This window comes from Lysobacter enzymogenes (assembly GCF_023617245.1).
Lineage (GTDB): Bacteria > Pseudomonadota > Gammaproteobacteria > Xanthomonadales > Xanthomonadaceae > Lysobacter > Lysobacter yananisis.
In genome coordinates this window covers 1,237,893-1,261,194 of record NZ_CP067396.1, presented here as the reverse complement: position 1 = coordinate 1,261,194, position 23,302 = coordinate 1,237,893, and the positions used below count along the sequence as shown (strand labels likewise).

Annotated in this window: 25 protein-coding genes, 1 pseudogene and 1 riboswitch; of the genes and pseudogenes, 10 read left to right on the top strand and 16 right to left on the bottom strand. The window is 71.0% G+C overall.

Features of this window, described 5'->3' with window-relative positions; translation table 11 throughout:
- Window positions 1-47: 47 nt before the first annotated feature.
- Together JHW41_RS26445 and JHW41_RS26440 are read left to right on the top strand one after the other, a co-directional pair.
- The gene (locus JHW41_RS26445; RefSeq protein ID WP_428995460.1) at window positions 48-278 is read left to right on the top strand and encodes a DUF6053 domain-containing protein; all 231 of its coding nucleotides are present in this window, start codon (window positions 48-50) and stop codon (window positions 276-278) included.
- Window positions 208-516 (top strand): DUF6053 domain-containing protein, encoded by a 309-nt coding sequence (locus JHW41_RS26440; RefSeq protein ID WP_428995459.1) that lies wholly within the window; start codon window positions 208-210, stop codon window positions 514-516. Before JHW41_RS26445 ends, JHW41_RS26440 begins: the two co-directional genes overlap by 71 nt.
- Here the strand turns inward: JHW41_RS26440 and thiL are convergent.
- From thiL to JHW41_RS05420, 5 genes are all read right to left on the bottom strand, one after another.
- Window positions 498-1,538, bottom strand: coding sequence for a thiamine-phosphate kinase (gene thiL, locus JHW41_RS05440; protein WP_250450777.1), 1,041 nt, complete (start codon window positions 1,536-1,538; stop codon window positions 498-500). The two genes, JHW41_RS26440 and thiL, sit on opposite strands and share 19 nt — an antisense overlap.
- Before the next feature lie 134 nt (window positions 1,539-1,672).
- Window positions 1,673-2,140 carry a transcription antitermination factor NusB gene (gene nusB, locus JHW41_RS05435; protein ID WP_057948826.1) on the bottom strand — a complete coding sequence of 156 codons (468 nt, stop codon included), beginning with the start codon at window positions 2,138-2,140 and terminating at the stop codon, window positions 1,673-1,675.
- Window positions 2,137-2,604 carry a 6,7-dimethyl-8-ribityllumazine synthase gene (gene ribH, locus JHW41_RS05430; RefSeq protein WP_057948827.1) on the bottom strand — a complete coding sequence of 156 codons (468 nt, stop codon included), beginning with the start codon at window positions 2,602-2,604 and terminating at the stop codon, window positions 2,137-2,139. Before ribH ends, nusB begins: the two co-directional genes overlap by 4 nt.
- A gap of 144 nt (window positions 2,605-2,748) precedes the next feature.
- Window positions 2,749-3,909 carry a 3,4-dihydroxy-2-butanone-4-phosphate synthase gene (gene ribB, locus JHW41_RS05425; RefSeq protein ID WP_250449272.1) on the bottom strand — a complete coding sequence of 387 codons (1,161 nt, stop codon included), beginning with the start codon at window positions 3,907-3,909 and terminating at the stop codon, window positions 2,749-2,751.
- Window positions 3,906-4,529 (bottom strand): riboflavin synthase, encoded by a 624-nt coding sequence (locus tag JHW41_RS05420; protein WP_123646944.1) that lies wholly within the window; start codon window positions 4,527-4,529, stop codon window positions 3,906-3,908. The genes ribB and JHW41_RS05420 overlap by 4 nt, the downstream gene beginning before the upstream one ends.
- 172 nt (window positions 4,530-4,701) lie before the next feature.
- A riboswitch (FMN riboswitch) is annotated at window positions 4,702-4,872 on the bottom strand.
- Between the two features lie 82 nt (window positions 4,873-4,954).
- Here JHW41_RS05420 and JHW41_RS26435 point away from each other — a divergent pair.
- The gene (locus tag JHW41_RS26435) at window positions 4,955-5,068 is read left to right on the top strand and encodes a DUF6053 domain-containing protein (protein WP_428995458.1); all 114 of its coding nucleotides are present in this window, start codon (window positions 4,955-4,957) and stop codon (window positions 5,066-5,068) included.
- 41 nt (window positions 5,069-5,109) lie between these two features.
- Here the strand turns inward: JHW41_RS26435 and JHW41_RS05415 are convergent, their stop codons facing one another.
- From JHW41_RS05415 to glyA, 6 genes are all read right to left on the bottom strand, one after another.
- A complete protein-coding gene (locus JHW41_RS05415) occupies window positions 5,110-5,886 on the bottom strand; it encodes a class I SAM-dependent methyltransferase (protein WP_250449271.1) in 777 nt (258 codons plus the stop codon).
- A 92-nt stretch (window positions 5,887-5,978) separates the two neighbouring features.
- Entirely contained in the window at window positions 5,979-7,082 is a 1,104-nt protein-coding gene (ribD, locus tag JHW41_RS05410; protein WP_250449270.1) for a bifunctional diaminohydroxyphosphoribosylaminopyrimidine deaminase/5-amino-6-(5-phosphoribosylamino)uracil reductase RibD, read from the bottom strand.
- Window positions 7,079-7,561: a hypothetical protein gene (locus JHW41_RS05405; protein ID WP_250449269.1), complete on the bottom strand. Its 483-nt coding sequence runs from the start codon at window positions 7,559-7,561 to the stop codon at window positions 7,079-7,081. The genes ribD and JHW41_RS05405 overlap by 4 nt, the downstream gene beginning before the upstream one ends.
- Window positions 7,562-7,566: 5 nt before the next feature.
- On the bottom strand, window positions 7,567-8,085 hold the full coding sequence (nrdR, locus tag JHW41_RS05400) for a transcriptional regulator NrdR (RefSeq protein ID WP_250449268.1): 519 nt from the start codon (window positions 8,083-8,085) through the stop codon (window positions 7,567-7,569).
- Between the two features lie 52 nt (window positions 8,086-8,137).
- On the bottom strand, window positions 8,138-8,800 hold the full coding sequence (locus JHW41_RS05395) for a TonB family protein (RefSeq protein ID WP_250449267.1): 663 nt from the start codon (window positions 8,798-8,800) through the stop codon (window positions 8,138-8,140).
- Window positions 8,793-10,082, bottom strand: coding sequence for a serine hydroxymethyltransferase (glyA, locus tag JHW41_RS05390; RefSeq protein WP_057948837.1), 1,290 nt, complete (start codon window positions 10,080-10,082; stop codon window positions 8,793-8,795). The genes JHW41_RS05395 and glyA overlap by 8 nt, the downstream gene beginning before the upstream one ends.
- Before the next feature lie 319 nt (window positions 10,083-10,401).
- On the opposite strand from glyA, the gene lpxO reads away from it, so the two are divergent.
- The 5 genes from lpxO to pyrF all read left to right on the top strand — a co-directional run bounded on the left by lpxO (window position 10,402) and on the right by pyrF (window position 15,609).
- Complete coding sequence (lpxO, locus tag JHW41_RS05385) at window positions 10,402-11,304, top strand: lipid A hydroxylase LpxO (protein WP_057948838.1); 903 nt, start codon at window positions 10,402-10,404, stop codon at window positions 11,302-11,304.
- A gap of 283 nt (window positions 11,305-11,587) precedes the next feature.
- A complete protein-coding gene (gene ettA, locus JHW41_RS05380; RefSeq protein ID WP_057948839.1) occupies window positions 11,588-13,249 on the top strand; it encodes an energy-dependent translational throttle protein EttA in 1,662 nt (553 codons plus the stop codon).
- Between the two features lie 143 nt (window positions 13,250-13,392).
- The gene (locus JHW41_RS05375) at window positions 13,393-13,593 is read left to right on the top strand and encodes a YqaE/Pmp3 family membrane protein (RefSeq protein ID WP_057948840.1); all 201 of its coding nucleotides are present in this window, start codon (window positions 13,393-13,395) and stop codon (window positions 13,591-13,593) included.
- Window positions 13,594-13,693: 100 nt separating this feature from the next.
- A complete protein-coding gene (gene map, locus JHW41_RS05370) occupies window positions 13,694-14,431 on the top strand; it encodes a type I methionyl aminopeptidase (protein ID WP_250449266.1) in 738 nt (245 codons plus the stop codon).
- Between the two features lie 365 nt (window positions 14,432-14,796).
- Window positions 14,797-15,609, top strand: coding sequence for an orotidine-5'-phosphate decarboxylase (gene pyrF, locus JHW41_RS05365; RefSeq protein ID WP_250449265.1), 813 nt, complete (start codon window positions 14,797-14,799; stop codon window positions 15,607-15,609).
- A gap of 103 nt (window positions 15,610-15,712) precedes the next feature.
- Here the strand turns inward: pyrF and JHW41_RS05360 are convergent, their stop codons facing one another.
- Both JHW41_RS05360 and JHW41_RS05355 read right to left on the bottom strand, forming a co-directional pair.
- Window positions 15,713-16,582, bottom strand: a complete 870-nt coding sequence (locus JHW41_RS05360) for a hypothetical protein (RefSeq protein ID WP_250449264.1) — start codon at window positions 16,580-16,582, stop codon at window positions 15,713-15,715.
- Window positions 16,583-16,686: 104 nt separating this feature from the next.
- On the bottom strand, window positions 16,687-17,571 hold the full coding sequence (locus JHW41_RS05355) for a hypothetical protein (protein ID WP_078996528.1): 885 nt from the start codon (window positions 17,569-17,571) through the stop codon (window positions 16,687-16,689).
- A gap of 158 nt (window positions 17,572-17,729) precedes the next feature.
- On the opposite strand from JHW41_RS05355, the gene JHW41_RS05350 reads away from it, so the two are divergent.
- A complete protein-coding gene (locus JHW41_RS05350; RefSeq protein WP_250449263.1) occupies window positions 17,730-18,716 on the top strand; it encodes an MBL fold metallo-hydrolase in 987 nt (328 codons plus the stop codon).
- Window positions 18,647-18,811 (top strand): annotated as a pseudogene (locus JHW41_RS26430) (hypothetical protein); the annotation flags it as partial. The gene JHW41_RS05350 and the pseudogene JHW41_RS26430, both read left to right, overlap by 70 nt.
- 61 nt (window positions 18,812-18,872) lie before the next feature.
- On the opposite strand, the gene JHW41_RS05345 reads toward JHW41_RS26430, so the two are convergent.
- From JHW41_RS05345 to gspD, 3 genes are all read right to left on the bottom strand, one after another.
- Complete coding sequence (locus tag JHW41_RS05345; RefSeq protein WP_082644642.1) at window positions 18,873-19,763, bottom strand: glycosyltransferase; 891 nt, start codon at window positions 19,761-19,763, stop codon at window positions 18,873-18,875.
- Window positions 19,764-19,770: 7 nt separating this feature from the next.
- Window positions 19,771-20,610: a glycosyltransferase family 2 protein gene (locus JHW41_RS05340; protein ID WP_057948846.1), complete on the bottom strand. Its 840-nt coding sequence runs from the start codon at window positions 20,608-20,610 to the stop codon at window positions 19,771-19,773.
- Between the two features lie 423 nt (window positions 20,611-21,033).
- A complete protein-coding gene (gspD, locus tag JHW41_RS05335; RefSeq protein ID WP_057948847.1) occupies window positions 21,034-23,295 on the bottom strand; it encodes a type II secretion system secretin GspD in 2,262 nt (753 codons plus the stop codon).
- Between the last annotated feature and the right edge of the window lie 7 nt (window positions 23,296-23,302).

The following is a 23,302-nucleotide window of genomic DNA, read 5'->3' as shown; positions in this document are numbered from 1 at the left end:
ATGACAAAGTCAGTGCCTTGACTCTCGTGGGAGGGACTTCAGTCCCGATGCCGTCCGCTCAGGTCGCCGCGAGTTGGCACAAAAGCGTCGGGGCTCAAGCCCCTCCCACAAGAGCCGGACGCGACGCGGCGGGCTTGCGCCTGCGCCTGCGCCAGGCGACCCGACGGCGAGGCATCGTCTCGAAACCTTCGTGGTCTCGAAGCTTTCGTGGGAGGGACTTCAGTCCCGACGCTTTCCGCTCAGATCGCCGCGAACGGGCACAAAAGCGTCGGGGCTGAAGCCCCTCCCACAAGAGCCGGACGCGACGCGGCGCGCTTGCGCCCGATCCATCGCCAAGCGACCCAACGACGAGGCGTCGTCTCGAAGCTTTCGTGGGAGGGACTTCAGTCCCGACGCTTTCCGCTCAGTTCACCACGAACGGGCACAAAAAGCGCCGGGGCTGAAGCCGCTCCCGTAAGAGCCGCGCGCACGGCCCGAAGCCGCTTCCGGGCCTCGCTTCAACCGAAATGCTGGTAGCCGCGCTTCGACGGCGTCCACATCGCGCCGTCGGCCAGCCGCACGCGCACGCCGGGCTCGGCCTCGATCCGACCGATCACCGCGGCCGGCGTGTCCGCGGCGGCCAGCGCGCGGGCGATGGAGTCGCGTTGGCGCGCCGGCGCGGTGAAGCACAGTTCGTAATCGTCGCCGCCGCCGAGTTGCAGCGCGCGGCGCGCGTCCTCGGCGCAGGCCGCGAGCAAGGCGGGCGAAGCCGGCAACGCCGCCGCATCGAGGCAAGCGCCGACGCCGGACGCGACGCAGACATGCCCCAGGTCGGCGAGCAATCCGTCGGACACATCGATGCCCGCGCGCGCCAAGCCGCGCAGCGCGCGACCGGCGGCGACGCGCGGCTGCGGCCGGCGCAGGCGCTGGTACAGCCACGCGCTGGCGGCGTCCGCTTCGCTGTCGACGCCAGCGCCCGCATCGGCGCCGTCGATGCGGCGCACGGCGAAATCGCGATAGCCCTCGATCCCGTCCAACGCCAATGCGGCGCCGGCATCGCCGAGCGTGCCGGTCACCCAGATCTCGTCGCCTACGCCGGCCGCATCGCGGCGCAGCGCCCAACCGGGTTCGACGAAGCCGATCGCGGTCACGCACACCGACAGCGGCCCGCGCGTGGTGTCGCCGCCGACCAGGGCCACGCGATGCCGCGCGGCCAGTTCCAGGAAGCCGTCGGCGAAGCCCTCGACGAAGGCGGCGCGCGCGCGCGCATCGCCGTCGGGCAGCGACAGCGACAAGGTGCACCACGCAGGCTCGGCGCCCATCGCGGCCAGGTCGGACAGATTGACCGCCAGCGACTTCCAGCCGATGTCGCCGGCCGCCGCGTCGGCGGCGAAATGCACGCCGCGATTGAGGGTATCGGTGGCGACGACCAACTGCCGTCCCGCCGGCGGCGCCAACAGCGCGGCATCGTCGCCGATGCCCAGCGCGACGTCGCCGCGCGCCTCCGCGAGCGCGGCGGCGCGAGCGCGGATCGCGGCGATCAGATCGAATTCGGCCATCAGGCTACAAGCGAGCGGAGAGGAGTGAGGAGTGAGCAAGAAGCAAACGGGCGCGAATCCAGCAAGAGCGGCTCCGCTTTCGCTCACTCCTCACTTCTCTACGCTCACTTCTACGCTCCCCCCTTCCAACCGCGTCAGCGTTTCTTGGCCGCGGCGGCCGCTTCGGCCGCGCGCCACTGCGCGGCCGCGCGGTCGAGCACGCCGTTGACGTAGGTGTGGCCGTGCTCGGCGCCGAAGCGCTTGACCGACTCGATGGCCTCGTTGATGACCACGCGGTAGGGCACGTCGAGGCGGTGGCGCAGTTCGTAGGCGGCGATGCGCAGGCCGGCGCGCTCGATCGGGTCGACCTGTTCGATCTCGCGGTCGAGGAACGGGGCCAGCGCCGGGTCGAGGTCGTCCTCCTGGTGGCGGGCGACGCCGCGCACGAGGTCTTCGAAGTAGGCCAGGTCGGCGACTTCGTGGGCCTGTTCGTGGGCGAACTGGGCGATCACCTCGTCGGCGCGGGTGCCGGTCATCTGCCAGGCGTAGATCGCCTGCAGGGCGCGGCGGCGGGCGCGCGAGCGCGCGACGGGGTCGATGCCATCCGGACGGCGGCGATTCATGGCAGTTGCTCCAGCAGATGACTCATTTCCAACGCGGCCAGCGCCGCTTCCTCGCCCTTGTTGCCGTGGCTGCCGCCGGCGCGGTTCTCCGCGTCCTCGTGGCGTTCCACCGCGAGCACGCCGTTGGCGATCGGCAGGCCGTAGTCGAGCGAGACGCGCATCAGGCCGTCGGAACAACCGTCGGCGACCTGTTCGTAGTGGCGGGTGTCGCCGCGCACCACGCAGCCCAGCGCGACCACCGCGGCGTGCTGGCCGGCGGCGGCGAGGCGGCGCGCGAGCACCGGCAATTCCCAGGCGCCGGGGACGCGGACCACGTCGATGGCGTCCTCGGCGATGCCGTGCTCGGCGAAGGTCTTGCGCGCGCCGGCCACCAGGGTATCGGTGATGCGCGGATTCCAGCGGCTGGCGATGATGGCGTAGCGCGCGCCCGGCGGGCTGCGCAGGTCGCCTTCGTAATGGGGCATGGCGGGATTCGCTGTGCGGGGGGCGGACGTAAGGGGGCTTAGTCTACCGGTTGGGGGGCGATGGCGGGCCGCGCCGGGGCCGGGGCGCGGCCCACGGGGCATCGCCGCCCGCGCGCCGGGGGCGCGCGGGCGGCGTCGCGGGCCTCAGCCCAGGCGGGCGATGTCCACGTACTCGACCACCTCGAGCCCGAACCCGGCCAGGCCGATCTGCCTGCGCGGGGTGCCGAGCACGCGCAGCTTGCCCAGGCCCAGGTCGGCCAGGATCTGGCCGCCGGCGCCGTTGCGCCGCCATTCGGCCAGGGCGTGGCCGCGGGTCGGCGGCGGCGCGGCCGCGGCCGGCGTTTCGTCGTGCTCCCCGGCATGCGGCTCGTGCGCGCCGGGCTGCTCGCGCACCCGCGCCAGCAGCGCGTCGGGGTCGGCGTGGTCGGACAGCAGCACCAGCGCGCCGCGGCCCTCGCGTGCGATCGCGGCGAGCACGTCGCCCACCGCCGGGCCGAAGTCGGGCCGGCGCCAGTGCAGCGCGTCGGCCAACGGGTTCTGTACGTGCACGCGCACCAGAGTCGGCGCGTCCGCGTCGGCTTCGCCGCGCTGCAGGGCGAAGTGCACCGCGCGGGTCAGGCGGTCGCGATAGCTCAGCAACTGGAACGGGCCGTGCTCGGTCTCGATCTCGCGCGCGTCCACCCGCTCGACCGTGTGCTCGGTGGCGAGCCGATAACGGATCAGTTCCTCGATCGAACCGATCTTCAAGCCGTGCTCGGCGGCGAACTTCTCCAACTCCGGGCGCCGCGCCATGCTGCCGTCGGGATTGAGCACCTCGACCAGCACGCCGGCCGGCTCCAGGCCCGCCAGCATCGCCAGGTCGCTCGCCGCCTCGGTGTGGCCGGCGCGGCTGAGCACGCCGCCGGGCTGCGACATCAGCGGGAAGATGTGGCCGGGCTGGGCGAGATCCGACGGCTTGGCGTCGGGCCGCACCGCGGTGCGCACGGTGTGGGCGCGGTCGTAGGCGGAGATGCCGGTGGTGACGCCCTCGGCCGCCTCGATGCTGACGGTGAAGTTGGTGTGGTGCGGCGAAGTGTTGTCGCGCACCATCGGGCCGAGGCCGAGCTGCAGGCAGCGCTCGCGCATCAGCGACAGGCACACCAGCCCGCGGGCGTGGGTGACCATGAAGTTGATGTCGGCCGGGCGCACCAGTTCGGCGGCCATGATCAGGTCGCCTTCGTTCTCGCGGTCTTCGTCGTCGACGATGACGACCATGCGGCCGGCGCGGATTTCCTCGAGCAGTTCGGGAACGGTAGCGAAGCTCATGCCGACACCTCCGCGCCGCCGGCGCCGGGGCGCTCGCCGAGCAGGCGCTCGACGTAGCGCGCGACCAGGTCGATCTCCAGGTTCACCGGCGCGCCGACGGCGCTGTCGGAGAACGCGGTGTTGGCGACGGTGTGCGGGATCAGCGCGACCTCGAACCCTTCGCTGTCGACTTCGTTGACGGTCAGGCTGACGCCGTCGACGCAGATCGAGCCCTTCTTGGCGATGTAGCGCAGCAGCGGCGCCGGTGCGCGGAAGCGCCAGCGCTGCGCGCGCGCGTCCTCGCGCACGGATTCGACCGCGCCGACGCCGTCGACGTGGCCGCTGACCAAATGGCCGCCGAGCCGGTCGCTGGGCCGCATCGCGCGTTCCAGGTTGACCTTGGCGCCGGCCTGCAGCGCGCCGAGCGTGGTCAGGGCGAGGGTTTCGGTCGACGCGTCGGCGTCGTACCAATCCGCGCCGAACTCGATCACGGTCAGGCAGACGCCGTTGACCGCGATGCTCTCGCCGAGCTTGGGTTCGGAGAAATCCAGGCTGCCGGTGGCGATGCGCAGGCGCACGTCGCCGCCGATGGGCTGGGTGGACACGAGGCGGCCTACGCCTTCGATGATGCCGGTGAACATCAGCGGACCTCCTGGCGGAGCGCCGACGCGGCAGTGCTGTGAAGAGTGATCATGAAACGTTTCCCGCAAGTGGTGAGCGAAAAACGCCTCAAGGCGCGAAGGACAACGCACGACGCGCGGCGCGGGGCCGCGGGAACCGTTCTCGCCCGGCCTGGCGGACGGGCTCGCGCGCAGTCGTCTTCTTTCATCCGGACTGTGACCGTCGGCTCCGGCATTCGACCGGATCTGCTGACCCCGCGCGGCGCGGCTTCCTGACAGGAAACCGGACCGCCCGGGCGCTCGCGGGCTCGCGCGCAAGGCGCCTACCGCCGGTGGGGAATTTCGCCCCGCCCTGAAGACGTTACTGGTGGTGCCGGCCTGGGCCGGCGGGGTGCAGTTTAGCACCCGGCGGCCGGCCGGCCGGTTGTCCGGGGCGGTCGGATGCTGTGTTCCGCGGGCCGGCCCGCTGTTTTGGCGGGCGCCGGGTTGTTGTGGGAGGGCCCGCTGTTGTGGGAGGGCCTTCAGGCCCGATGCTCTCGTTTCAAATCGCTGCGAATTGAGACAAAAGCACCGGGCCTGAAGGCCCTCCCACAACAGCCGATTACGCCGGCTTGTGGCGCAAATGCAGCACCAATGGCCAGCGCAGTTCTCGCTCGGCGTCCGGCGGGCCCCAGGCGCGGCTCAGCGCGGCGCGGTGGGCGTAGACCGGGTCTTCGCCGGTCGCGTTCTTGCAGCGCTCGCTGGCCGACAGCGAATTGAGATACCCCAGGAACCGCGCCAGCCCCCAGCGCGCGCTCAACCACAACTCCGGCGCCGGCACCGGCTCGAACGGCCAGTCGTAGCCGGCGTAGCCTTCGCGCACCTCATGGTTCTCGCGCTGCCAATAGCCGTCGATGTCGGCACGGAACGCCGACACCGCCGCGTCCATGCCCTCCGGGATCTCGAAATCGCCGTAGCACCACGCCGCCAGCACGCCGCCCGGCGCCAGCACCCGCGAGCACTGCGCGAAGAAGCGCTCGCGCTCGAACCAGTGCAGCGCCTGCGCCACCGCGACCAGGCCGACGCCGCCGTCGTCGAGATCGCAGCGCTCGCCCGGCGCGACGCTCAAACGCACATTGCCTTCGCCGCGCAACGCGGCCGCATGCGCCCAATGCCGCTCGACCTGCTGCGCGCTGGGATCGCAGGCATGCACCCGCGCCCAGCGCGCGGCTAGGCCGCGCGTGGCCTGGCCGCTGCCGCAGCCGGGTTCCCAGACCTGCGCCTGCGCCGGCACGTGCGCGGCGATCGCGTCGAACAAGGCGTCCGGGTACTCCGGCCGCGCGACCGCGTAGGCCTCGGCGATGGCGGAGAAGTGGTCTTTGAAGTCGTTTCGGCTCATGGGGCGAGGAGTGAGCGCAGAGGAGTGAGGAGTGAGCGAAAGCAGGATGCGCTGATGCGCGGCGCTTTCGCTCACTCCTCACTCCTCTGCGCTCACTCCTGGCCCCTGGGCTTCAACAGCACCCGCGTATCCTCGCCCAAGCGCCGCACATCGATCACGTCGAGCTGGAACTTGCGGCTCATCGCATCGATGCCGAGGCCGTCGAACAGCGGTCGCGCGGTTTCGCCGAGCAGCACCGGCGCGACGTACAGCAGCACTTCGTCGACCAGGCCCTGGGCCAGGAACGCGCCGGCCAGGGTCGCGCCGGCTTCGAGCTGGATCTCGTTGACCTCGCGCTGCGCGAGCAGCCGCAGCACCGCTTCCAGGTCGATGCGGCCTTCGCGCACCGGCACCGCCGCGAGCTGGGCGTCGAGGCCGCGCGGCGGCTTGGCGTCGGGCGCGTGCAGGTACAGCGTCGGCGCGTCGCCCTCGCGCACGCGGCCGCGCGCGACCGTCGCCAGGCCCGGATCGAGCACCACCCGCAGCGGCGCCACGAACGGCGTGGCGTCGCCCAGGCGCACGGTCAGCGACGGGTCGTCGGCCAGCACCGTGCCGGCGCCGGTGACGATGGCGCCGGCGCGCGCGCGCCAGTGCTGCACGTCCTGGCGCGAGGCCTCGCCGCTGATCCACTTGGATTCGCCGCTGGCCAGCGCGCTGCGTCCGTCCAGGCTCGCCGCCAGCTTGACCCGCAGCCACGGCCGGCCGCGTTCCACCCGCGACAGGAAGCCGCGGTTGAGCGCGCGCGCCTGCGCCTCCATCAGCCCGCTGCTCACCGCGATGCCGGCGGCCTGCAGCTTGGCGAAGCCGGCGCCGTCGACCTGCGGGAACGGATCGCGCATCGCCGCGACCACCCGCGCCACGCCGGCCACGATCAAGGCCTCGCTGCACGGCCCGGTGCGGCCGGTGTGCGCGCACGGTTCCAGGGTCACGTAAGCGGTGGCGCCGCGCGCGCGTTCGCCGGCGCCGCGCAGCGCGTGCACTTCCGCGTGCGGCTCGCCGGCGCGCTCGTGCCAGCCTTCGCCGACGACGTCCTCGCCATGGGCGATCACGCAGCCGACCAGCGGATTGGGCTTGGTGGTGTAGGCGCCCTTCTCGGCCAGGCGCAGGGCGCGGGCCATGTGGGCGTGGTCGGTGGCGGTGAAATCGTTCGCGTTCATTCGTTCACCATCGGCTCGTATCTGGCCTGCGGGGCGTGTCGGCGGAACTGGGCGACGAACTCGTCCATATTGTCCAGGCCGGTCACGATCTGATAGCTCGGCCCCGCACGTTCGGCGACCAGCCGCACGGCCCGGCCCGAGCGCGCGTACAGGCGCACGCGCTCGACGTCCGCCAGCGACACGAACGACAGGCGCTCGCCGCTGCGCTCCACGCCGAGGTGGCCGGCTTCGAGCCAGACCCTCGCGTCGCCGTATTCGCGCCATAGCCTGGTCGACTGCCAACGCGCCGCCGCGCAGGCGAACGCCGCCACCGCGCCCGTAGTCAGGACGATGGCGAGCATCCCCGGCTCGACCAGCCCGTCGATCGCCCAGACGAACGCGGCGAACGCCGCCCACAGCGCCAGCAGCCATTCGGCGCCGCTGCCGTAATGCTTCGCCAGGGCCTTGCGCTCGTAGCGGAAGCGGCGCGACGTCCTCATCGCGCTCAGCGCTTCTTCTTGTCCGGGCGCGGATCGTCCCCGCCCAGCAACGGCAACTGCCCGTCGCCGGGCGCGTCGCGCTCGAGCCGGTCGAGCTCTTCGCGGAAATCGGCCACGTCCTCGAACGAGCGGTACACCGAGGCGAAACGCACATACCCCACATGATCGAGCTTGCGCAGCTCGGCCATGACGAACTCGCCGACCCGGCGCGAGACCAGCTCGCGCTCGGCGGTCATGCGCAGCTGGTGCACCACCGCGCGCACCGCCGCCTCGATCTGTTCTTCCGACACCGGCCGCTTCTGCAGCGCGCGGTCGAAGCCGGCGCGCAGCTTGCGCGCGTCGAACGCCTCGCGGCGGCCGTCGCCCTTGATGATGACCGGCAACTTCAACTCGATCGTCTCGATCGTGCTGAAGCGCTCGCCGCACGCCTCGCAGACGCGGCGACGGCGGATGGTGGCGCCGTCGTCGGACACGCGCGAGTCGATCACGCGGGTGTCGTGGTGCTGGCAGAAAGGGCAATGCATCAAGACACCGTAGGTCGATACGCAAGTGGACAGCCGCGGCGTCCGGGACCGGTCATTTGTGCCGCCGGAACCCGTATTGCGGCCCGTCCGGATAAAAACGCATGGACACATTGCCATAGTCGGCGACCGCCCGGCCATCGCGCAGCGCCGGCTTGAACACGACTTTCCTGGCGAACGCGAGCGCGGGCGCGTCGAAGACGGTGTCGTTGCTGCAGATCACCATCGCGTCGCGGGTGCGCCCCTTGGCGTCGATGACGACCTTCACCACGACCTCGCCGACCTTGCCGCCGGCCGCCGCGGGATACACCGCGTCGGGACGATTGTCGGGCTCCGGCGCGCGGCTGCCGGGTCGCGCATACCAGTCTGGCGCCCCATGGCGGTCGAGCTCGGACAACCACGCAACGCCGTTTTTGTCGTGGAAATCCGAAATCTCGCGCCAACTCGCCCGGTACGCGCCGCCCGGCATGCCCATGCGGCAGGCCGGGATGTAGTAGGTCTCGGTCATGCCGATGTCTTGGCTGAAGTCCGGACTGTTCGACGGCGGCGACGGTGGGGCGACCACGCTCGCCGCGTTCGCCCTCGCCTTCGCCGGCGTCAGCGTCCTGGATACGACCGCGGACGGCGCGGCGTCTCCGCCCGGCGGAGCTTCGGCGGCTTGCGCGCTCACGCACGCAAGCCAGCCGAGCGCCGCCGCCCGGAGAACGGCTTTAGCCATACACCGGGAACTGCGCGCACTGCTTGGTCACGTTCTCGCGCACCCCGGCGATGACCTTCTCGTCCTTCGGGTTGTCGAGCACGTCGCAGATCCACTCCGCCAGCGCCACGCAGTCGGCTTCCTTGTAGCCGCGGGTGGTGACGGCCGGGGTGCCGATGCGCAGGCCCGAGGTCACGAACGGCTTCTGCGGGTCGTTCGGCACCGCGTTCTTGTTGACCGTGATGTGGGCGCGGCCGAGCGCGGCTTCCGCGTCCTTGCCGGTGATGCCCTTGCCGATCATGTCGACCAGCATCAAGTGGTTCTCGGTGCCGCCGGACACGATCTTGTAGCCGCGCGCGATGATGGTCTTGGCCATCGCCTGGGCGTTCTTGATCACCTGCGCCTGGTAGGCCTTGAACTCCGGCTCCAGCGCTTCCTTGAACGCCACCGCCTTGGCCGCGATCACGTGCATCAGCGGGCCGCCCTGGATGCCCGGGAAGACGATGCTCTGCAGCTTCTTCTGCATGTCGTCGAAGCCCACCGCGCCCTCGCCGTCGCCGACCGCGCCGTCCCAGCGCTTGGCCACGACGATGCCGCCGCGCGGCCCGCGCAGGGTCTTGTGGGTGGTCGAGGTGACCACGTGCGCGTGCGGCACCGGGCTCGGGTAGACGCCGGCGGCGATCAGGCCGGCGACGTGGGCCATGTCGACGAACAGGAACGCGCCGACCTTGTCGGCGATGGCGCGGAAGCGCGCCCAGTCGACCACCTGCGAGTAAGCGCTGAAACCGCCGACGATCATCTTCGGCTTGTGTTCCAGCGCCAGGCGCTCGACTTCGTCGTAATCGATCAGGCCCTGATCGTTGACGCCGTACTGCACCGCGTTGAACAGCTTGCCCGAGGCGTTGACCTTGGCGCCGTGGGTGAGGTGGCCGCCGTGGGCCAGGCTCATGCCGAGGATGGTGTCGCCCGGGTTGAGCAGGGCGAAGTACACCGCCTGGTTGGCCTGCGAGCCCGAATGCGGCTGCACGTTGGCATAGTCCGCGCCGTAGAGCTGCTTGACCCGGTCGATCGCCAGCTGCTCGGCGATGTCGACGTATTCGCAGCCGCCGTAATAGCGCTTGCCCGGGTAGCCCTCGGCGTACTTGTTGGTCAGCACGCTGCCCTGGGCTTCCAGGACGCGCGGGCTGGCGTAGTTCTCCGAGGCGATCAGTTCGACGTGGTCTTCCTGGCGGCGGGCCTCGTCGGCGATGGCCTGGGCGAGTTCGTCGTCGAATCCGGCAATACGGGTGGTGCTGGGGAACATTCGCGGGCCTCGGGAGATTGAGCGGACGGGAGGGGGGAGGACTCGCGCCAGGGCGCCCACGGGCCCGGACAGCGCCGGCGCGGGCCCGCCCGGGCTTGAAATCTCGGGCCGGGCGGCCCCATCTGTGCGGCGCGGCCCGAGGAAACCTGCCCGGGCGGCTTGACGTAAGACTTGAAATGTTAGCCTAGGGGCGTATGGCGGCCAACCGCCAAAGCGCGGCTCCCGCCGGCCCCGCCCGGGGCGGACAATGGCCCCGCCCTTCCCCACCCACGGCCCGCCGCCGCCCGGCCGGCCCGCCCGCACCCTGGATGTCCCGACCGTGAAATGGGTCTTCGTCTTCCTGTTCCTGGCCGCCGCGGTCTACGTGCATTTCCGCGGCCGGGTCCGTCACCGCCTCGGCCGGCAGCTGCTGGACCACTCCACGTTCATGGCCCCCATCAACGTGCTGATGTACGCCTGCTCGAAGGTGCCGACCACCCCGTACCTCAAGCCCGACGAGCACTTCCCCGAGCTCGAGCCGCTGCGCGCGCGCTGGCGCGAGGTCCGCGCCGAGGCCCTGCACCTGCGCGAGATGCAGCAGATCAAGGCCGCCGACCAGTACAACGACGTCGGCTTCAATTCGTTCTTCCGCCGCGGCTGGAAGCGCTTCTACCTGAAGTGGTACGACGAGGCCCATCCCTCGGCCGCCGAGCTGTGCCCGGTCACCACCCAGCTGCTGCGCGAGGTCCCCAGCGTCAAGGCGGCGATGTTCACCGAACTGCCGCCGGGCAGCGAACTGCGCCCGCACCGCGACCCCTACGCCGGCTCCTTGCGCCTGCACCTGGGCCTGGAAACGCCGAACGACGACGCCTGCTTCATCGACGTCGACGGCCAGCGCTACAGCTGGCGCGACGGCGAATGGACCATGTTCGACGAGACCTACATCCACTGGGCGCAGAACGGCTCGCAGCACAACCGCATCATCCTGTTCTGCGACATCGAGCGGCCGATGCGCTTCGCCTGGGCGCGCGGGCTCAACCGCTTCATCGCCAAGCGCCTGATCGCCGCGGGCGCCTCGCCGAACAGCGAAGGCGACAAGACCGGCGCGATCAACAAGATCTTCAAGTACTTCTACGCCCTGCGGCTCAAGTCCAAGGCGCTGAAGGAACGCAGCAAGGGCGCCTATTACTTCTTCAAGTACGCCGCGGTGGCCGCGGTGATCGCCCTGATCGTCTGGCTGTAAGCCCGGCGGCGGGGCCGGCTCTTGTGGGAGGGCCTTCAGGCCCGATGCTCTTGTCTCAGGTCGCGGCGATCTGAGCGAAAGGCATCGGGCCTGAAGGCCCTCCCACAGAAGCCGGCCCCGGCCTGTCCAGGCGGGCCGGCGCCCCCGGATTCACCCCCGCCCGGCGCCCCCGCGCTGGAACCCGTCACCCGGCTGCGGGATAATCGGCTGTTCGCAACGCCCCCCGCCCCGCCCCGCGGCCCCTTCCGGGCCCGGCCAGGCGCGCCTCTGCTTCGGAGTCCGCATGCAATACATCTACACCATGAACGGCGTCAGCAAGACCGTGCCGCCGAAGCGTCAGATCATCAAGGACATCTCGCTGTCGTTCTTCCCCGGCGCCAAGATCGGCCTGCTGGGCCTGAACGGCGCGGGCAAGTCGACCGTGCTCAAGATCATGGCCGGCGTCGACACCGACTTCACCGGCGAGGCGCGCCCGGCCACCGGCATCAAGGTCGGCTACCTGCCGCAGGAACCGCAGATCGACCCGGAAAAGACCGTGCGCGAAGCGGTCGAGGAAGGCGTCGGCGAGGTCCTCAACGCCCAGGCCGCGCTCGACGCGATCTACGCCGCCTACGCCGAGGACGGCGCCGATTTCGACGCGCTGGCCAAGGAACAGGAGCGGCTGGAGGCGATCCTCGCCGCCGGCGACGCCCACACCCTGGAAAACCAGCTCGAAGTCGCCGCCGACGCGCTGCGCCTGCCGCCGTGGGACGCCGTCGTCGGCAAGCTGTCCGGCGGCGAGAAGCGCCGCGTCGCGCTGTGCCGCCTGCTGCTGCAGAAGCCCGACATGCTGCTGCTCGACGAACCGACCAACCACCTCGACGCCGAATCCGTCGAATGGCTGGAGCAGTTCCTGGCCCGCTACACCGGCACCGTGGTGGCGGTCACCCACGATCGCTACTTCCTCGACAACGCCGCCGAGTGGATTCTCGAACTCGACCGCGGCCGCGGCATTCCGTGGAAGGGCAACTACACCGACTGGCTGGTGCAGAAGGACGAGCGCCTGAAGCAGGAAGACAACCAGGAAAAGGCCCGCCAGAAGGCGATCCAGAAGGAACTGGAGTGGGCCCGCCAGAACGCCAAGGGCGGCCGCTCCAAGGGCAAGGCGCGTCTGGCGCGCATCGAAGAGCTGCAGGCGGTGGACTACCAGCGCCGCCAGGAAACCAACGAGATCTTCATCCCGCCGGGCGAGCGCCTGGGCAACAAGGTGATGGAGTTCAAGAACGTCTCCAAGAAGTTCGGCGAGCGCCTGCTGATCGACAACCTGAGCTTCGTCGTGCCGCCGGGCGCGATCGTCGGCATCATCGGCCCGAACGGCGCCGGCAAGTCGACCCTGTTCAAGATGATCATCGGCCAGGAAAAGCCCGACTCGGGCGAGATCGACATGGGCCCGACCGTCAAGCTGGCCTACGTGGACCAGAGCCGCGACAAGCTGGAAGGCAACCACAACGTCTTCCACGAAGTCTCCGGCGGCCTCGACATCCTCAACATCAACGGCATCGAGATCCAGTCGCGCGCCTACATCGGCCGCTTCAACTTCAAGGGCCAGGACCAGCAGAAGATGGTCGGCAGCCTGTCCGGCGGCGAACGCGGCCGCCTGCACCTGGCCAAGACCCTGCTGCAGGGCGGCAACGTGCTGCTGCTCGACGAACCGTCCAACGACCTCGACGTGGAAACCTTGCGCGCGCTCGAAGACGCCCTGCTCGAGTTCCCGGGCAACACCTTCGTGATCTCGCACGACCGCTGGTTCCTGGACCGCATCGCGACCCACATCCTGGCGTTCGAAGGCGACTCGCACGTGGAGTTCTTCCAGGGCAACTACCGCGAGTACGAAGAAGACAAGAAGCGCCGCCTCGGCGAGGAAGGCGCCAAGCCGCACCGCCTGCGCTTCAAGGCGCTGAAGTGAGCGCCTCCCGGCAGCTTGCCGGGTTGCGGTAAAGTAAGACGGCCGGCCGCGCTCCCATCACGACGGGCGCGGCCGGTTTTTTTTGTAGCGCGCGCCCCCCCGCACGAACGCCGGCGCCGCCGCCCGACAAAAGGACTCGACGCATGCGACTGATCATTGCCATCTTCCTGCCGTTCCTGGTGTTCTTCACCATCGGCCGTCCGCTGGCCGGCATCGTCTGCCTGATCCTGCAGATCACCCTGATCGGCTGGCTGCCGGCGGCGATCTGGGCGGTGTACGCCTTGAGCCAGTACAAGACCGACGTCAAGATCCGCAAGGCGCTGGACGAGCGCGGCCAGGCCTGAACCGCGCCGCGGCGAAGACGAGTGCGATGGCGATCGCGAACGCCGCTTCGACCGTAGCCCTGAACGCCTGCGTGTCCGCACCGCAGCCCGAGGTGTCGCCATGACCCTGATGCACGCATTCGAACTCGAAGGCCTGCGCCGCGCCGGCGCGCTGGTGTCTTCGATCCTCACCACCATGCGCGAGGCCGCGGTGCCCGGCGCGGTCTCGCGCGATCTCGACGCGATCGGCGCGGCGATGCTGCGCGAGGCCGGCGCGCGTTCGGCGCCGCAGCTGACCTACGACTTCCCCGGCGCGACCTGCATCAGCATCAACCAGGTCGCCGCCCACGGCATCCCCGACGGCAGCGTGCTGCGCGCGGGCGACCTGGTCAACATCGACGTGTCGGCCGAACTCGACGGCTACTTCGCCGACACCGGCGGCAGTTTCGTGGTCGGCGAGCCGACCGCGGCGCAGCGCAAACTGCTCGACGCGACCTTGGAGGCGCGCGACGCCGCCATCGCCCAATTGCGCGCCGGCAACCTGATCAACAGCATCGGCCGTACCGTCGAAGCGGTGGCCGCGCGCCACGGGCTGCGGGTGATCCGCAACCTCGGCAGCCACGGCGTCGGCCGCGCCCTGCACGAAGCGCCCGGCAACATTCCCGGCTACTACGACGCGCGCGACACCCGCCGCCTGCACGAAGGCATGGTGATCACGGTCGAACCGTTCCTGGCCACCCACTGCACCCAGACCGATGAAGGCAAGGACGGCTGGGCGATGATCTGCCGGCGCGGGTTCGCGGCGCAGTTCGAGCACACGGTGGTGGTGACCTCGGGCGAGCCGATCGTGGTGACTTGATCGAGCGGCATAGCCGCACCGTAGCGCCCCAACATCGAATACCCCCCACCCCGTCGTTCCGGCGAAAGATCGAATACCCCCCACCCCGTCATTCCGGCGAAAGATCGAATACTCCCCACCCCGTCATTCCGGCGAAAGCCGGAACCCATTTTGATTTTGTTCTTGCTCTTTATTTCTGATGCCGCAACGGCAAGATCAAAATGGGTTCCGGCTTTCGCCGGAATGACGGAATCGGAAGTTGCGCTCAGGCATCTCGGCTTTAGCCGCTTCCGCTTTAGGCGATTCCGCTTCAGACACCTCGGCTTTACCTTCTTGCCGTTCCACCCCCGCTTCGCGCCCCCCACCGCACCACCAAGGAATCCCCCATGAGCTTCATGCAGGCATTGCGCCGCCGCTGGCAACAGGCCGACACCCTGGTCTGCGTGGGACTGGACCCGGAGCCGGCCAAGTTCCCGGCGGCGTTCGCCTCCGATGCCGATGCCGTGTTCGCGTTCAATCGCGACATCGTCGACGCCACCGCGCAGTACGCCTGCGCGTTCAAGCCGCAGATCGCCCACTTCGCCGCGCTGCGCGCCGAAGACGCGCTGACCCGCCTGATCGCCCACATCCACGCGAATCATCCCGACGTGCCGGTGATCCTGGACAGCAAGCGCGGCGATATCGGCAGCACCGCCCAGCATTACGTCGGCGAGGCGTTCGAGCGCTACCGCGCCGACGCGGTGACGGTGAATCCGTATCTTGGCCGCGATTCGGTCCAGCCCTTCCTCGACCGCGCCGACCGCGGCGTGGTGATCCTGTGCCGCACCTCCAATCCGGGCGCCGGCGACCTGCAGGATCTCGACGTCGGCGGGCGGCCGCTGTACCAGCACGTCGCCGAGAAAGTCGCGCGCGACTGGAACGGCCACGGCAACTGCGCGCTGGTGGTCGGCGCGACCTGGCCGGAGCAGCTGCGCGAGGTGCGCGCGATCGTCGGCGACGTGCCGTTCCTGGTGCCCGGCGTCGGCGCGCAGGGCGGCGACGCCGGCGCGGTGGTCAGCAACGCCAAGAGCGCCGACGGCACCGGGCTGATGATCAGCAGTTCGCGCGCGATCCTCTACGCGTCCAATGGCGCCGATTACGCCGAAGCGGCGGCGAACGCGGCGCGCGAGTTGCGCGACGAGATCAACCGGTACCGCTGAAGGCGCCGCGGCGCGGGCGAATGGGGCGAGCGGATCGCGATCTGAAAGAACAGCGTCGGGCCTGAAGGCCCTCCCACAAGAGCGCTCTGGATCGAAGCCGCCGTCAATCCTCGAACGCGCGCAGGCCGCCGTCGCGCCATACGAACAGACCGGCCGACAGGCCGTACGCCGAACTGCCGGCGATCTCCTGCGCGATGCCGCGCAGCGAGGCCAGGTTTTCGCCGTCGTCGCTGCCGCACATCAGCAGTTCGTCGCGCGCGGCGATCGCGAACACCGGCTCGCCGCGCAGCGATACCCGCTCGCGCCAGCGCTCGAACAGCAGCGCCATGCCGGCGTCGTAATTGCGGTCCAGGCGCGCGGCGTAACGGCCATCGCCGCCCTTGATCTCCAGTTCCGGCAGCCGGCGGGCCAGGTTGTCCAGCGCGTGCGCGCGCAGCGCCGGTCCGTGCAGTTCGCGCTGCGCGGCTTGCTCGGGCGAGAGGAAACTCATCGACGCCGGGGTGTCGAGCACGTAGGTCACGACCAGGTCGCCGGCCAGCGGCTCGATCACGAACGGCGACGCCGCCTGCGGCTGCGACGCGCTCAGTTGGCGTATCGCCACCTCGTGCCAGGCGCGGGTCTTGATCACCGGCAGCACCACGCCCTCGCCGGCCTGCGCGTCCTCGGCCGACAGCTGGCGCTGCACCTCGCGCGCCGAGGCGATTTGGTCGGCGAGCGTCGCCTCCAGGTCTTCCGGCGCATTCAGATAACGCTGGTAGGCGTTGCCGACCTGCAGGTTGGCGCGGATGCCGTCGGCCAACGCCAACTCGATGCGCGCTTCGTGCTGCGCGCCGGGATGAATGCGGATGTGGGCGTCGGGAAAGGCGTCGCGCAGGGCGCCGGCGAAGCGCTGGGAGAACGCCTGCAGGTCCAGGACCTGCGCCGCCGCGGGCGCGGCCGGCTTGCGGCCGAACAGCTTGCTGAAGAAAGACACGACCGGTTCCTTGTGGTCAGGGGTGGCCCGACTATAGCGCCGCATCGCAATGCGGCAACGCCACGGCCGCGCCGGCCGTCCGCGCGCAGCGGCGCGCGCCCCGTTCAGTCCTCCAGCACGCGCAGCGCGCCGTCGCGCCAGACGAACAGCGCCGACGACAGGCCGTAGGCCGAGGTGCGCGAAATCTCCGCGGCGGCTTCGCCCAGGCGTTGCACGCCTTCGTCGTCGTCGCGGCCGCACAGCCACAGCTCGTCGCGCGCGGCGATCGCGAACACCGGCTCGCCGCGCACCGGCGCGCGCTCGCGCCAGTGCTCGAACAGCAGCGCCATGCTCGCGTCGTAGTTGCGGTCCAGCCGCAGCACATAGCGGCCGTCGCCGCCCTCGATCTCCAGCTCGGGCAGGAACCGCTGCAGGTTGCGCAAGGCGCGCGCGCGCAACGCGTCCGGGGCCAGGCCGCGGCGCTCGGCCTCGCTCGGCGACAGGTAATCCATCGAGTCGGCCCGGTCTTCGACGAAGCTCAACACCAGGTCGCCGGCCAGCGCTTCGACCACGAACGCGATCCCGGCGCCGCCGCCGATCGCGCGCGCCTGCTGCAACGCCACCTCGTGCCAGCCACGGGTCTTGAGCACCGGCAGGATCGCGTCGTCGTCGCCGGCTTGCGCGCCGAGCGCGTGGCGCCGCTGCAGCTCGCGCGCGGCCTCGACCTGTTCGGCGAGCACCCGCTCCAGCGCTTCGGGCGCATCGAGATAACGCCGGTAGCCGGAGGCGACGAACTGGGTCGCGGCGAAGCCGTCCGGCAGGCTCCAGTCGATGCGCGTATCGGCCAGCCGCGCGCCGTGGCCGACGCGCAGGCGGGCTTGCGGCCATAGCGCGCGCAAGGCCTGCGCATAGCGTTCGGTGAACGCGTGCAGGTCGAGCGGCGCCGGGCAAACCCCGGCATCGGCGCGCGCCAGGCGGCGTCCGCGGAACAGCTTGCTGAGCAACGACATCGGCATCCCGCCCCCTGCTCCGGGCGCCGGGCCCGTCGCGGCCGACTATACGAACGCGTTCGTGATGGCGCGCGTCACGCCGCCGGCACGCGGCGAACGCGAAGCGCGTCGCTTTCGCGCCGGACCGTCGCGGCGGCCCGGCGGTTAAGCTGGCGCGCATGCATACGCCCGACGATCCCGCCCGCCGCCGCATCCTCGCCGCTTCGCTGGCCGCGCTCGGCGCCGCCGCCCTGCCCGCGCTGGCCGCGGCCGCGCCGTCCGCCTCGGCCTCACCGGCGGACGCAGGCGCGCCGGCGCGAGCCGGCACCCGGCTGATCCTGCTCGGCACCGCCGGCGGCCCCACGCCCAAGGCGTTGCGCGCCGCGCCGGCCAGCGCGGTGGTGGTCGACGGCGCGGTCTACGTGGTCGATTGCGGCAACGGCGTGGCGCGCCAGCTGGCCCTGGCCGGGCTGCGCCTGGGCGCGCTGCGCGGCGTGTTCGTCACCCATCACCATTCCGACCACAACGCCGATTACGGCAACCTGCTGCTGCTCGCCTGGGCCGCGGACTTGCGCACGCCGGTGGACGCGTGGGGGCCGCCGCCGCTCAAGCGCATGACCCGGCAGTTCCTGCGCCTCAACGCCACCGACATCCGCACCCGCATCGCCGACGAGGGCCGGGTCGATCCGGCCACGCTGATCCGCGCGCACGAGCTGCGCGCCGGCGGCGAGGTCGTGCGCGACGAACGCGTGCGGGTGCGCGCGGCGGTGGTCGAGCATCCGCCGCTGACACCGGCGTTCGCCTATCGCTTCGACACCGCCGACCGCTCGATCGTGTTCTCCGGCGACACCCGCCCGAACGCGGCGCTGATCGAACTGGCGCGCGGCGCCGACGTGCTGGTGCACGAGGTCATGTACCTGCCGGCGCTGGAAAAGCTGATCGCCAGCGAAGCGCAAGCCGCGCGGCTGCGCCAGCACTTGCTCGACAGCCACACCACCGCCGAACAGGTCGGGCGGGTGGCGAGCGAGGCGGGAGTGAAGACGCTGGTGCTCAATCACTTCGTCCCGGGCGGCGATCCGGCGCTGACCGACGACGTGTGGCGCGCGGCGGTGGCGCCGCATTTCAAGGGCGAACTGGTGATCGGGCGGGACTTGCTGGAGTTGTAGGCGCGGCGGCTTGTGGCGGCGTCGGCCGCGATGCTCTTGATGCTTTTGTGGGAGGGACTTCAGTCCCGACGCCCTTCGGTCAGGTCGTAGCGATCTGGCACGAAAGCGTCGGGACTGAAGTCCCTCCCACAAAAAACTCCGCCTACGACATCGTCATCAACGCAACGCCGCGCGCAGCGCCGCGATCGGGAACCGCAGCCAGATCGCCGCGAACACGCCCGCGCGCACCAGCGCGCCGCGCCGCGGCGCTTCGAACTTGCGGAAATAGCGCCACAGCCCGCGGTGCTTGTTCCATTCCACGAAGAACGGCCGCGAGCGGCTCGACACGCCGCGCACATGCACCACGCGCACGCCGTTGGCGACCGCGACGACCCCGCCGGCCTCGCGCACGCGCCGGCACAGGTCGAGGTCTTCGGCGTGCAGGCGGTAGCCTTCGTCGAAGCCGCCGATGCGCGCGAACAGCGACCGCGGCATCAGCATCAGCGCGCCCGAAGTGGCCTGCACGTGCTGCAGCGCCAGCGCATCGTCGGGCGCGACCGCCATTTTCGGCGCCGCCCACGGCCGGGCGATGCCGGCCAGCATCGCGGCGAAGTCCGGATCGCGCCGGCGCACGGCGGCGTCGCGCTCGCCCTGTTCGTTGACCAAGTCCGCGCTGAGCAGGCAATCGCCGAGCCCTGCGCCGAGCGCGTGCAGGCGGCGCAGGGTGTCGGTTTCGACCATGCAGTCGGGATTGACGAAGGCCAGCCAGTCGTCGCCGTCCGCCGCCGGCTCCAGGTCGGCCGCGCCCTGGTTGCAGCCGACCGAGAAGCCGGGATTGTCGGGATTGGCGATGAAGCGCAGGCGCGGGTCCAGCGAGGCCTGGCGCTGGACGATGTCGAGGGTGCCGTCGTCGGACTGGTTGTCGACCACGCGGATCGCGCCGACGCCGTCGCAGGCGCGCAGGCGCTCCAGGCAGTCCTCGATGGTGGCGGCGCTGCGGTAGCTGACCACCACGGCCTTGAACGGCGCGGCGGCGCCGGCGCGCGCGGATGCGCCCGGCGCGGACACGGCCGGGTCAGAGGAAGAGATCACGTTGCATGTCCGGTGGGCCGACCTCGCTGAGGCGGTCGGCGAGTCGTTGGCGCAGGTCGCGCAGCGGGTCCTGCATGAGGAAATGGGCCAGGCGCGAATGCCAGTCGGGCCAGCGCGCGGCCAGCGCGTCCATGTCGCCGTCGTGCGGCCGGCCCTCGCCGGCGCGCGCGACGAAGGCGGTATCGCACAACACGTTGCGCCAGCCCAGGCCGGACAGGCGCAGCGAAAGATCGGTCAGCGCGGCGTACCACGAGCCGTAGCTTTCCGCGTCGAGGCCGCCGGCGCGGCGGCGCGCGCCGCCGCGCAGCAGCACCGCGTGGCCGACCGCGGCCGGAAGTTCCGGGTGCGCGGCCGGCATCTGCGCCAGCGCGCGCGCCAGCCGCTCGGCGTCGCCGGCGTCGGGCATCGGTTCGATTTCGCCGATGCGCGGCCACGCCGCGGCCTCGCCGGCGTTGCACCACGGCGTGGCCGTGGCGATCGCGCCGTCGGCGGCGAAGCTGGCCTGCAGCCGGCTGAGCCAGCCCGGCGCGGGCACCGCGTCGGCCGCGAGCACGGCCACGTCGCTGTCGCCGCAGGCCTTGAGGATTTCGTCCAGGTGCGCGACTTCGCCGATGCCGCGCTGGCGCCGGCTGTAGTCGGCGCGCAAGCGGGTGCTGCGCAGCCAGCGCTCGACGATGGCGTAGCCGCGCGGCCCGGACTGGGCGTCGTCGGCCAGCCACACCCGCGCGCCGGGCGGGGTGCAGGCGTCGAGCGCGGCCAGGCAGGCGTCGAGCGCGTCGTCGTCGACGCCGACCGGGACCACGACGATCGGCAGGTCGCTCATCGTCCCGGCTCCGCGCGGCCGCGCCCGGCGGCCTGCGTGCCAGCGGCCTGCGTGCCAGCGGCCTGCGCCGGGCCGTTGCGCGGCGCCGCCGGGACGCGGCCGGCGCTGGCCGCGGAAGCGGCGGCGCGGCGGTGCGTCGGCGGGAGCGTGCGGCGATCGGCCATCGGGGCGTCGGTATGGGGCGGCCCATAGTGTGCGCGATCGCAGCCGCCCGCGGGTGATGGCGGCGTCAGAGCGCGCGGCGCGCGGTGCGGCGGCGATGCGGCGCGGGGCGATGCGGCGCGATGCGCAAGGCGACCTGCCGCGCGCGCCGGTGCGCGATCCGAGCGGCGGCAGCGCCCCGCCGGCGCCGTGCGGCAGCGCAAAAAAAACGGGGCCGGCGATGCCGGCCCCGGTTGCGGCGTGCGCGCGCGTGCGCGGCGCTTACTTCTTCTTCGGCTTCGGATTCAGCGGTTCCATCGCGCGGAAACGACGGGTGTACTCGTCGGTCAGGCCGCGCGATTCCTGCGGGTTGCGCACCAGCGTCGGGGTCAACAGGATCACCGTCTCGGTGCGGCGCGTCGCCGAACCCTGCCGGCCGAACAGCGCGCCGACCACCGGAATCCGGCTCAGCCCCGGCAGGCCGCTGCCGGTGCGGTTGCTCTCGTCCTTGATCAGGCCGGCCAGCAGCACGGTCTCGCCGCTCTGCACCGCCGCCTCGGTCTTGAGCTTGCGCGTGTCGATGGAGACGTTGGTCGAGGCGTCGCCGGCCGCGCGCGGCACCGCCGCGCTGACCTCCTGCACGATGTCCATGAACACCATGCCGTCGCGGCTCACCCGCGGGCGCACCTTGAGGATCACGCCGGTGTCGAGGTACTGCACCTGGCTGTAGGTGTTGTTGTTGCTGGTGCCGGTGTTGACCGAGACCGACTCGATCGGGATGCGCGTGCCGACGTTGAACGAGGCCTCGGCGTTGTTGCGCACGAACACCGACGGCGTCTGCAGCACGTGCACGTCGGTCACCGAATCCAGCGCGCTGATCACCGCGGCGGCGCCGTTCTTGACCAGCGACCAGGACATGCCCGGGCCCTTCACCCCGCCGATGCTGGCGGCGATCGTGCTCCACTTCAGCGGCACGTTCGGATTGGTGCGGCGGTCGAGGTTGGGGAAGCCGTTGTCGGTGGCGGCCTGCTCCAGGAACCAGTTCACGCCGTAGCTCAACTCGCCGGCCAGGTTGACCTCGACCACCTGCGCTTCGATGTGCACCTGCATCGGCATGACGTCGAGCTTGTCGATCACGTTGCGGATCGAGCGCCACGCCTGCGGGGTGGAGCGCACCAGGATCGAGTTGGTTTCCTCGACCGCGGCCACGCCGACCTTGGCGCCGTCGACTTCCAGCGTGACCGCGCCGTTGCCGGCGCGGCGCTGGCCGAGCGAGGCGCCGCTGCCGAGCCCGCCGCCGCTGCTGCCGCTCGACCCCAGGCCGCTGCCGCTGTCGTCGCTCTTGCCGATGTCGGCGCTGGAGGTGCCGTTGCCGCCGTCGCGCAGTTCGGTGGATTCCAGGCCCGGCATCAGCGAAGGCGCGCCTTCCCCGCCGCCACCGCCGCTACGGCCGGCGCCGAACACTTCGGCCAGCCGGTCGGCCAGGTCCTTGGCCTTGATGTACTTGAGCTCCTGGGTATAGAGCTGGATGCCGTCGCCGGCGCTGTCGATGCGGTCGAGCCAGTCCTTGATGTCGTCCAGGTACTCGGCCTGCGGGGTGATCACCATCACCGCGTTGGCGCCCTCGATCGGCATGAAGCGGAACATGCCCGACACCGGCGACTTGCCCTGTTCGCCGAACACTTTTTCCAGGTCGGCCACGACCTTGGTGGCCTTGCCCGACTGCAGCGGGAACACGCCCACCGACATGCCCGACAGCCAGTCGACGTCGAACACCTCGACCGTGCGCAGGTAGTGCTCGAGTTCCTGGCGGGTGCCGCCGACGGTGATGACGTTGCGCGCGTTGTCGACGTTGACGATGGCGTTGGGGCGCGCGTACGGCTTGAGGATCTTCTCCATCTCGGTCGCCGAGACGTACTTCAGCGGCACCGTGCGCACCTCGAAGCCGCGCGCGTTCTCGGCGCCGCCGGTGCGCGGCGACACGTTGCCCGGCAGGGCCTGGTCGGCCGGCACGATGTTGTAGCGGCCGCCGCTGTAGATCAGGCGCGCGTTGTTCCAGCTCAGCACCATCTCCAGCAGGTTCATCGCCTCGGCGGCGTTGACCTGCTTGGGCGTGGCCAGGGTCACGGTGCCCTGCACGCCCGGGGCGATCACGTAGTTCTGGCCCAGCATCTCGCCGAGGATGGCCTTGACCACCGCGTGCAGCGATTCGCCCTCGAAGTTGAACGAGGCGGTGCCGGTGGTGCCGGGCAGGCCCGGCGGCGGCTTGGCCGCGACCGAGTTGTTGATGACCCGGCCGGTGCCGCGGCGGATCTGCGCCTTGGGACCGTCCGCGTCCTCGGCCTGGACCGGCAGCGGCTCCTGCTCGACGCCGTTGCGGACCATGCGCACGCCGGCCTGCTCCCCGCCTGTCCCGTTCATGGCCTGCGGATCGCCTTCGCGCTTGATCCTCGGGGAAACCACGCTGGCGCACGACGCCAGTTGCGTGGCGATGATCGCTGCGGCCAGGGCGTGGGTGGCGAATTGCTGGGTTCGTTGCTTCATGCGTTCC

Coding starts and splice junctions, on each gene's coding strand:
- JHW41_RS26445 (WP_428995460.1), top strand. CDS start 48: ATGCCGTCCGCTCAGGTCGCCGCGAGTTGGCACAAAAGCGTCGGGGCT.
- nrdR (WP_250449268.1), bottom strand. CDS start 8,085: ATGCATTGCCCTTTCTGCCAGCACCACGACACCCGCGTGATCGACTCG.
- JHW41_RS05355 (WP_078996528.1), bottom strand. CDS start 17,571: ATGTCGTTGCTCAGCAAGCTGTTCCGCGGACGCCGCCTGGCGCGCGCC.
- JHW41_RS05420 (WP_123646944.1), bottom strand. CDS start 4,529: ATGTTCACCGGCATCATCGAAGGCGTAGGCCGCCTCGTGTCCACCCAG.
- JHW41_RS05375 (WP_057948840.1), top strand. CDS start 13,393: ATGCGACTGATCATTGCCATCTTCCTGCCGTTCCTGGTGTTCTTCACC.
- JHW41_RS05415 (WP_250449271.1), bottom strand. CDS start 5,886: ATGAGCCGAAACGACTTCAAAGACCACTTCTCCGCCATCGCCGAGGCC.
- JHW41_RS05340 (WP_057948846.1), bottom strand. CDS start 20,610: ATGAGCGACCTGCCGATCGTCGTGGTCCCGGTCGGCGTCGACGACGAC.
- nusB (WP_057948826.1), bottom strand. CDS start 2,140: ATGAATCGCCGCCGTCCGGATGGCATCGACCCCGTCGCGCGCTCGCGC.
- glyA (WP_057948837.1), bottom strand. CDS start 10,082: ATGTTCCCCAGCACCACCCGTATTGCCGGATTCGACGACGAACTCGCC.
- JHW41_RS05350 (WP_250449263.1), top strand. CDS start 17,730: ATGCATACGCCCGACGATCCCGCCCGCCGCCGCATCCTCGCCGCTTCG.
- ribD (WP_250449270.1), bottom strand. CDS start 7,082: ATGAACGCGAACGATTTCACCGCCACCGACCACGCCCACATGGCCCGC.
- ribH (WP_057948827.1), bottom strand. CDS start 2,604: ATGCCCCATTACGAAGGCGACCTGCGCAGCCCGCCGGGCGCGCGCTAC.
- JHW41_RS05395 (WP_250449267.1), bottom strand. CDS start 8,800: ATGGCTAAAGCCGTTCTCCGGGCGGCGGCGCTCGGCTGGCTTGCGTGC.
- map (WP_250449266.1), top strand. CDS start 13,694: ATGACCCTGATGCACGCATTCGAACTCGAAGGCCTGCGCCGCGCCGGC.
- gspD (WP_057948847.1), bottom strand. CDS start 23,295: ATGAAGCAACGAACCCAGCAATTCGCCACCCACGCCCTGGCCGCAGCG.
- ribB (WP_250449272.1), bottom strand. CDS start 3,909: ATGAGCTTCGCTACCGTTCCCGAACTGCTCGAGGAAATCCGCGCCGGC.
- ettA (WP_057948839.1), top strand. CDS start 11,588: ATGCAATACATCTACACCATGAACGGCGTCAGCAAGACCGTGCCGCCG.
- JHW41_RS05405 (WP_250449269.1), bottom strand. CDS start 7,561: ATGAGGACGTCGCGCCGCTTCCGCTACGAGCGCAAGGCCCTGGCGAAG.
- pyrF (WP_250449265.1), top strand. CDS start 14,797: ATGAGCTTCATGCAGGCATTGCGCCGCCGCTGGCAACAGGCCGACACC.
- thiL (WP_250450777.1), bottom strand. CDS start 1,538: ATGGCCGAATTCGATCTGATCGCCGCGATCCGCGCTCGCGCCGCCGCG.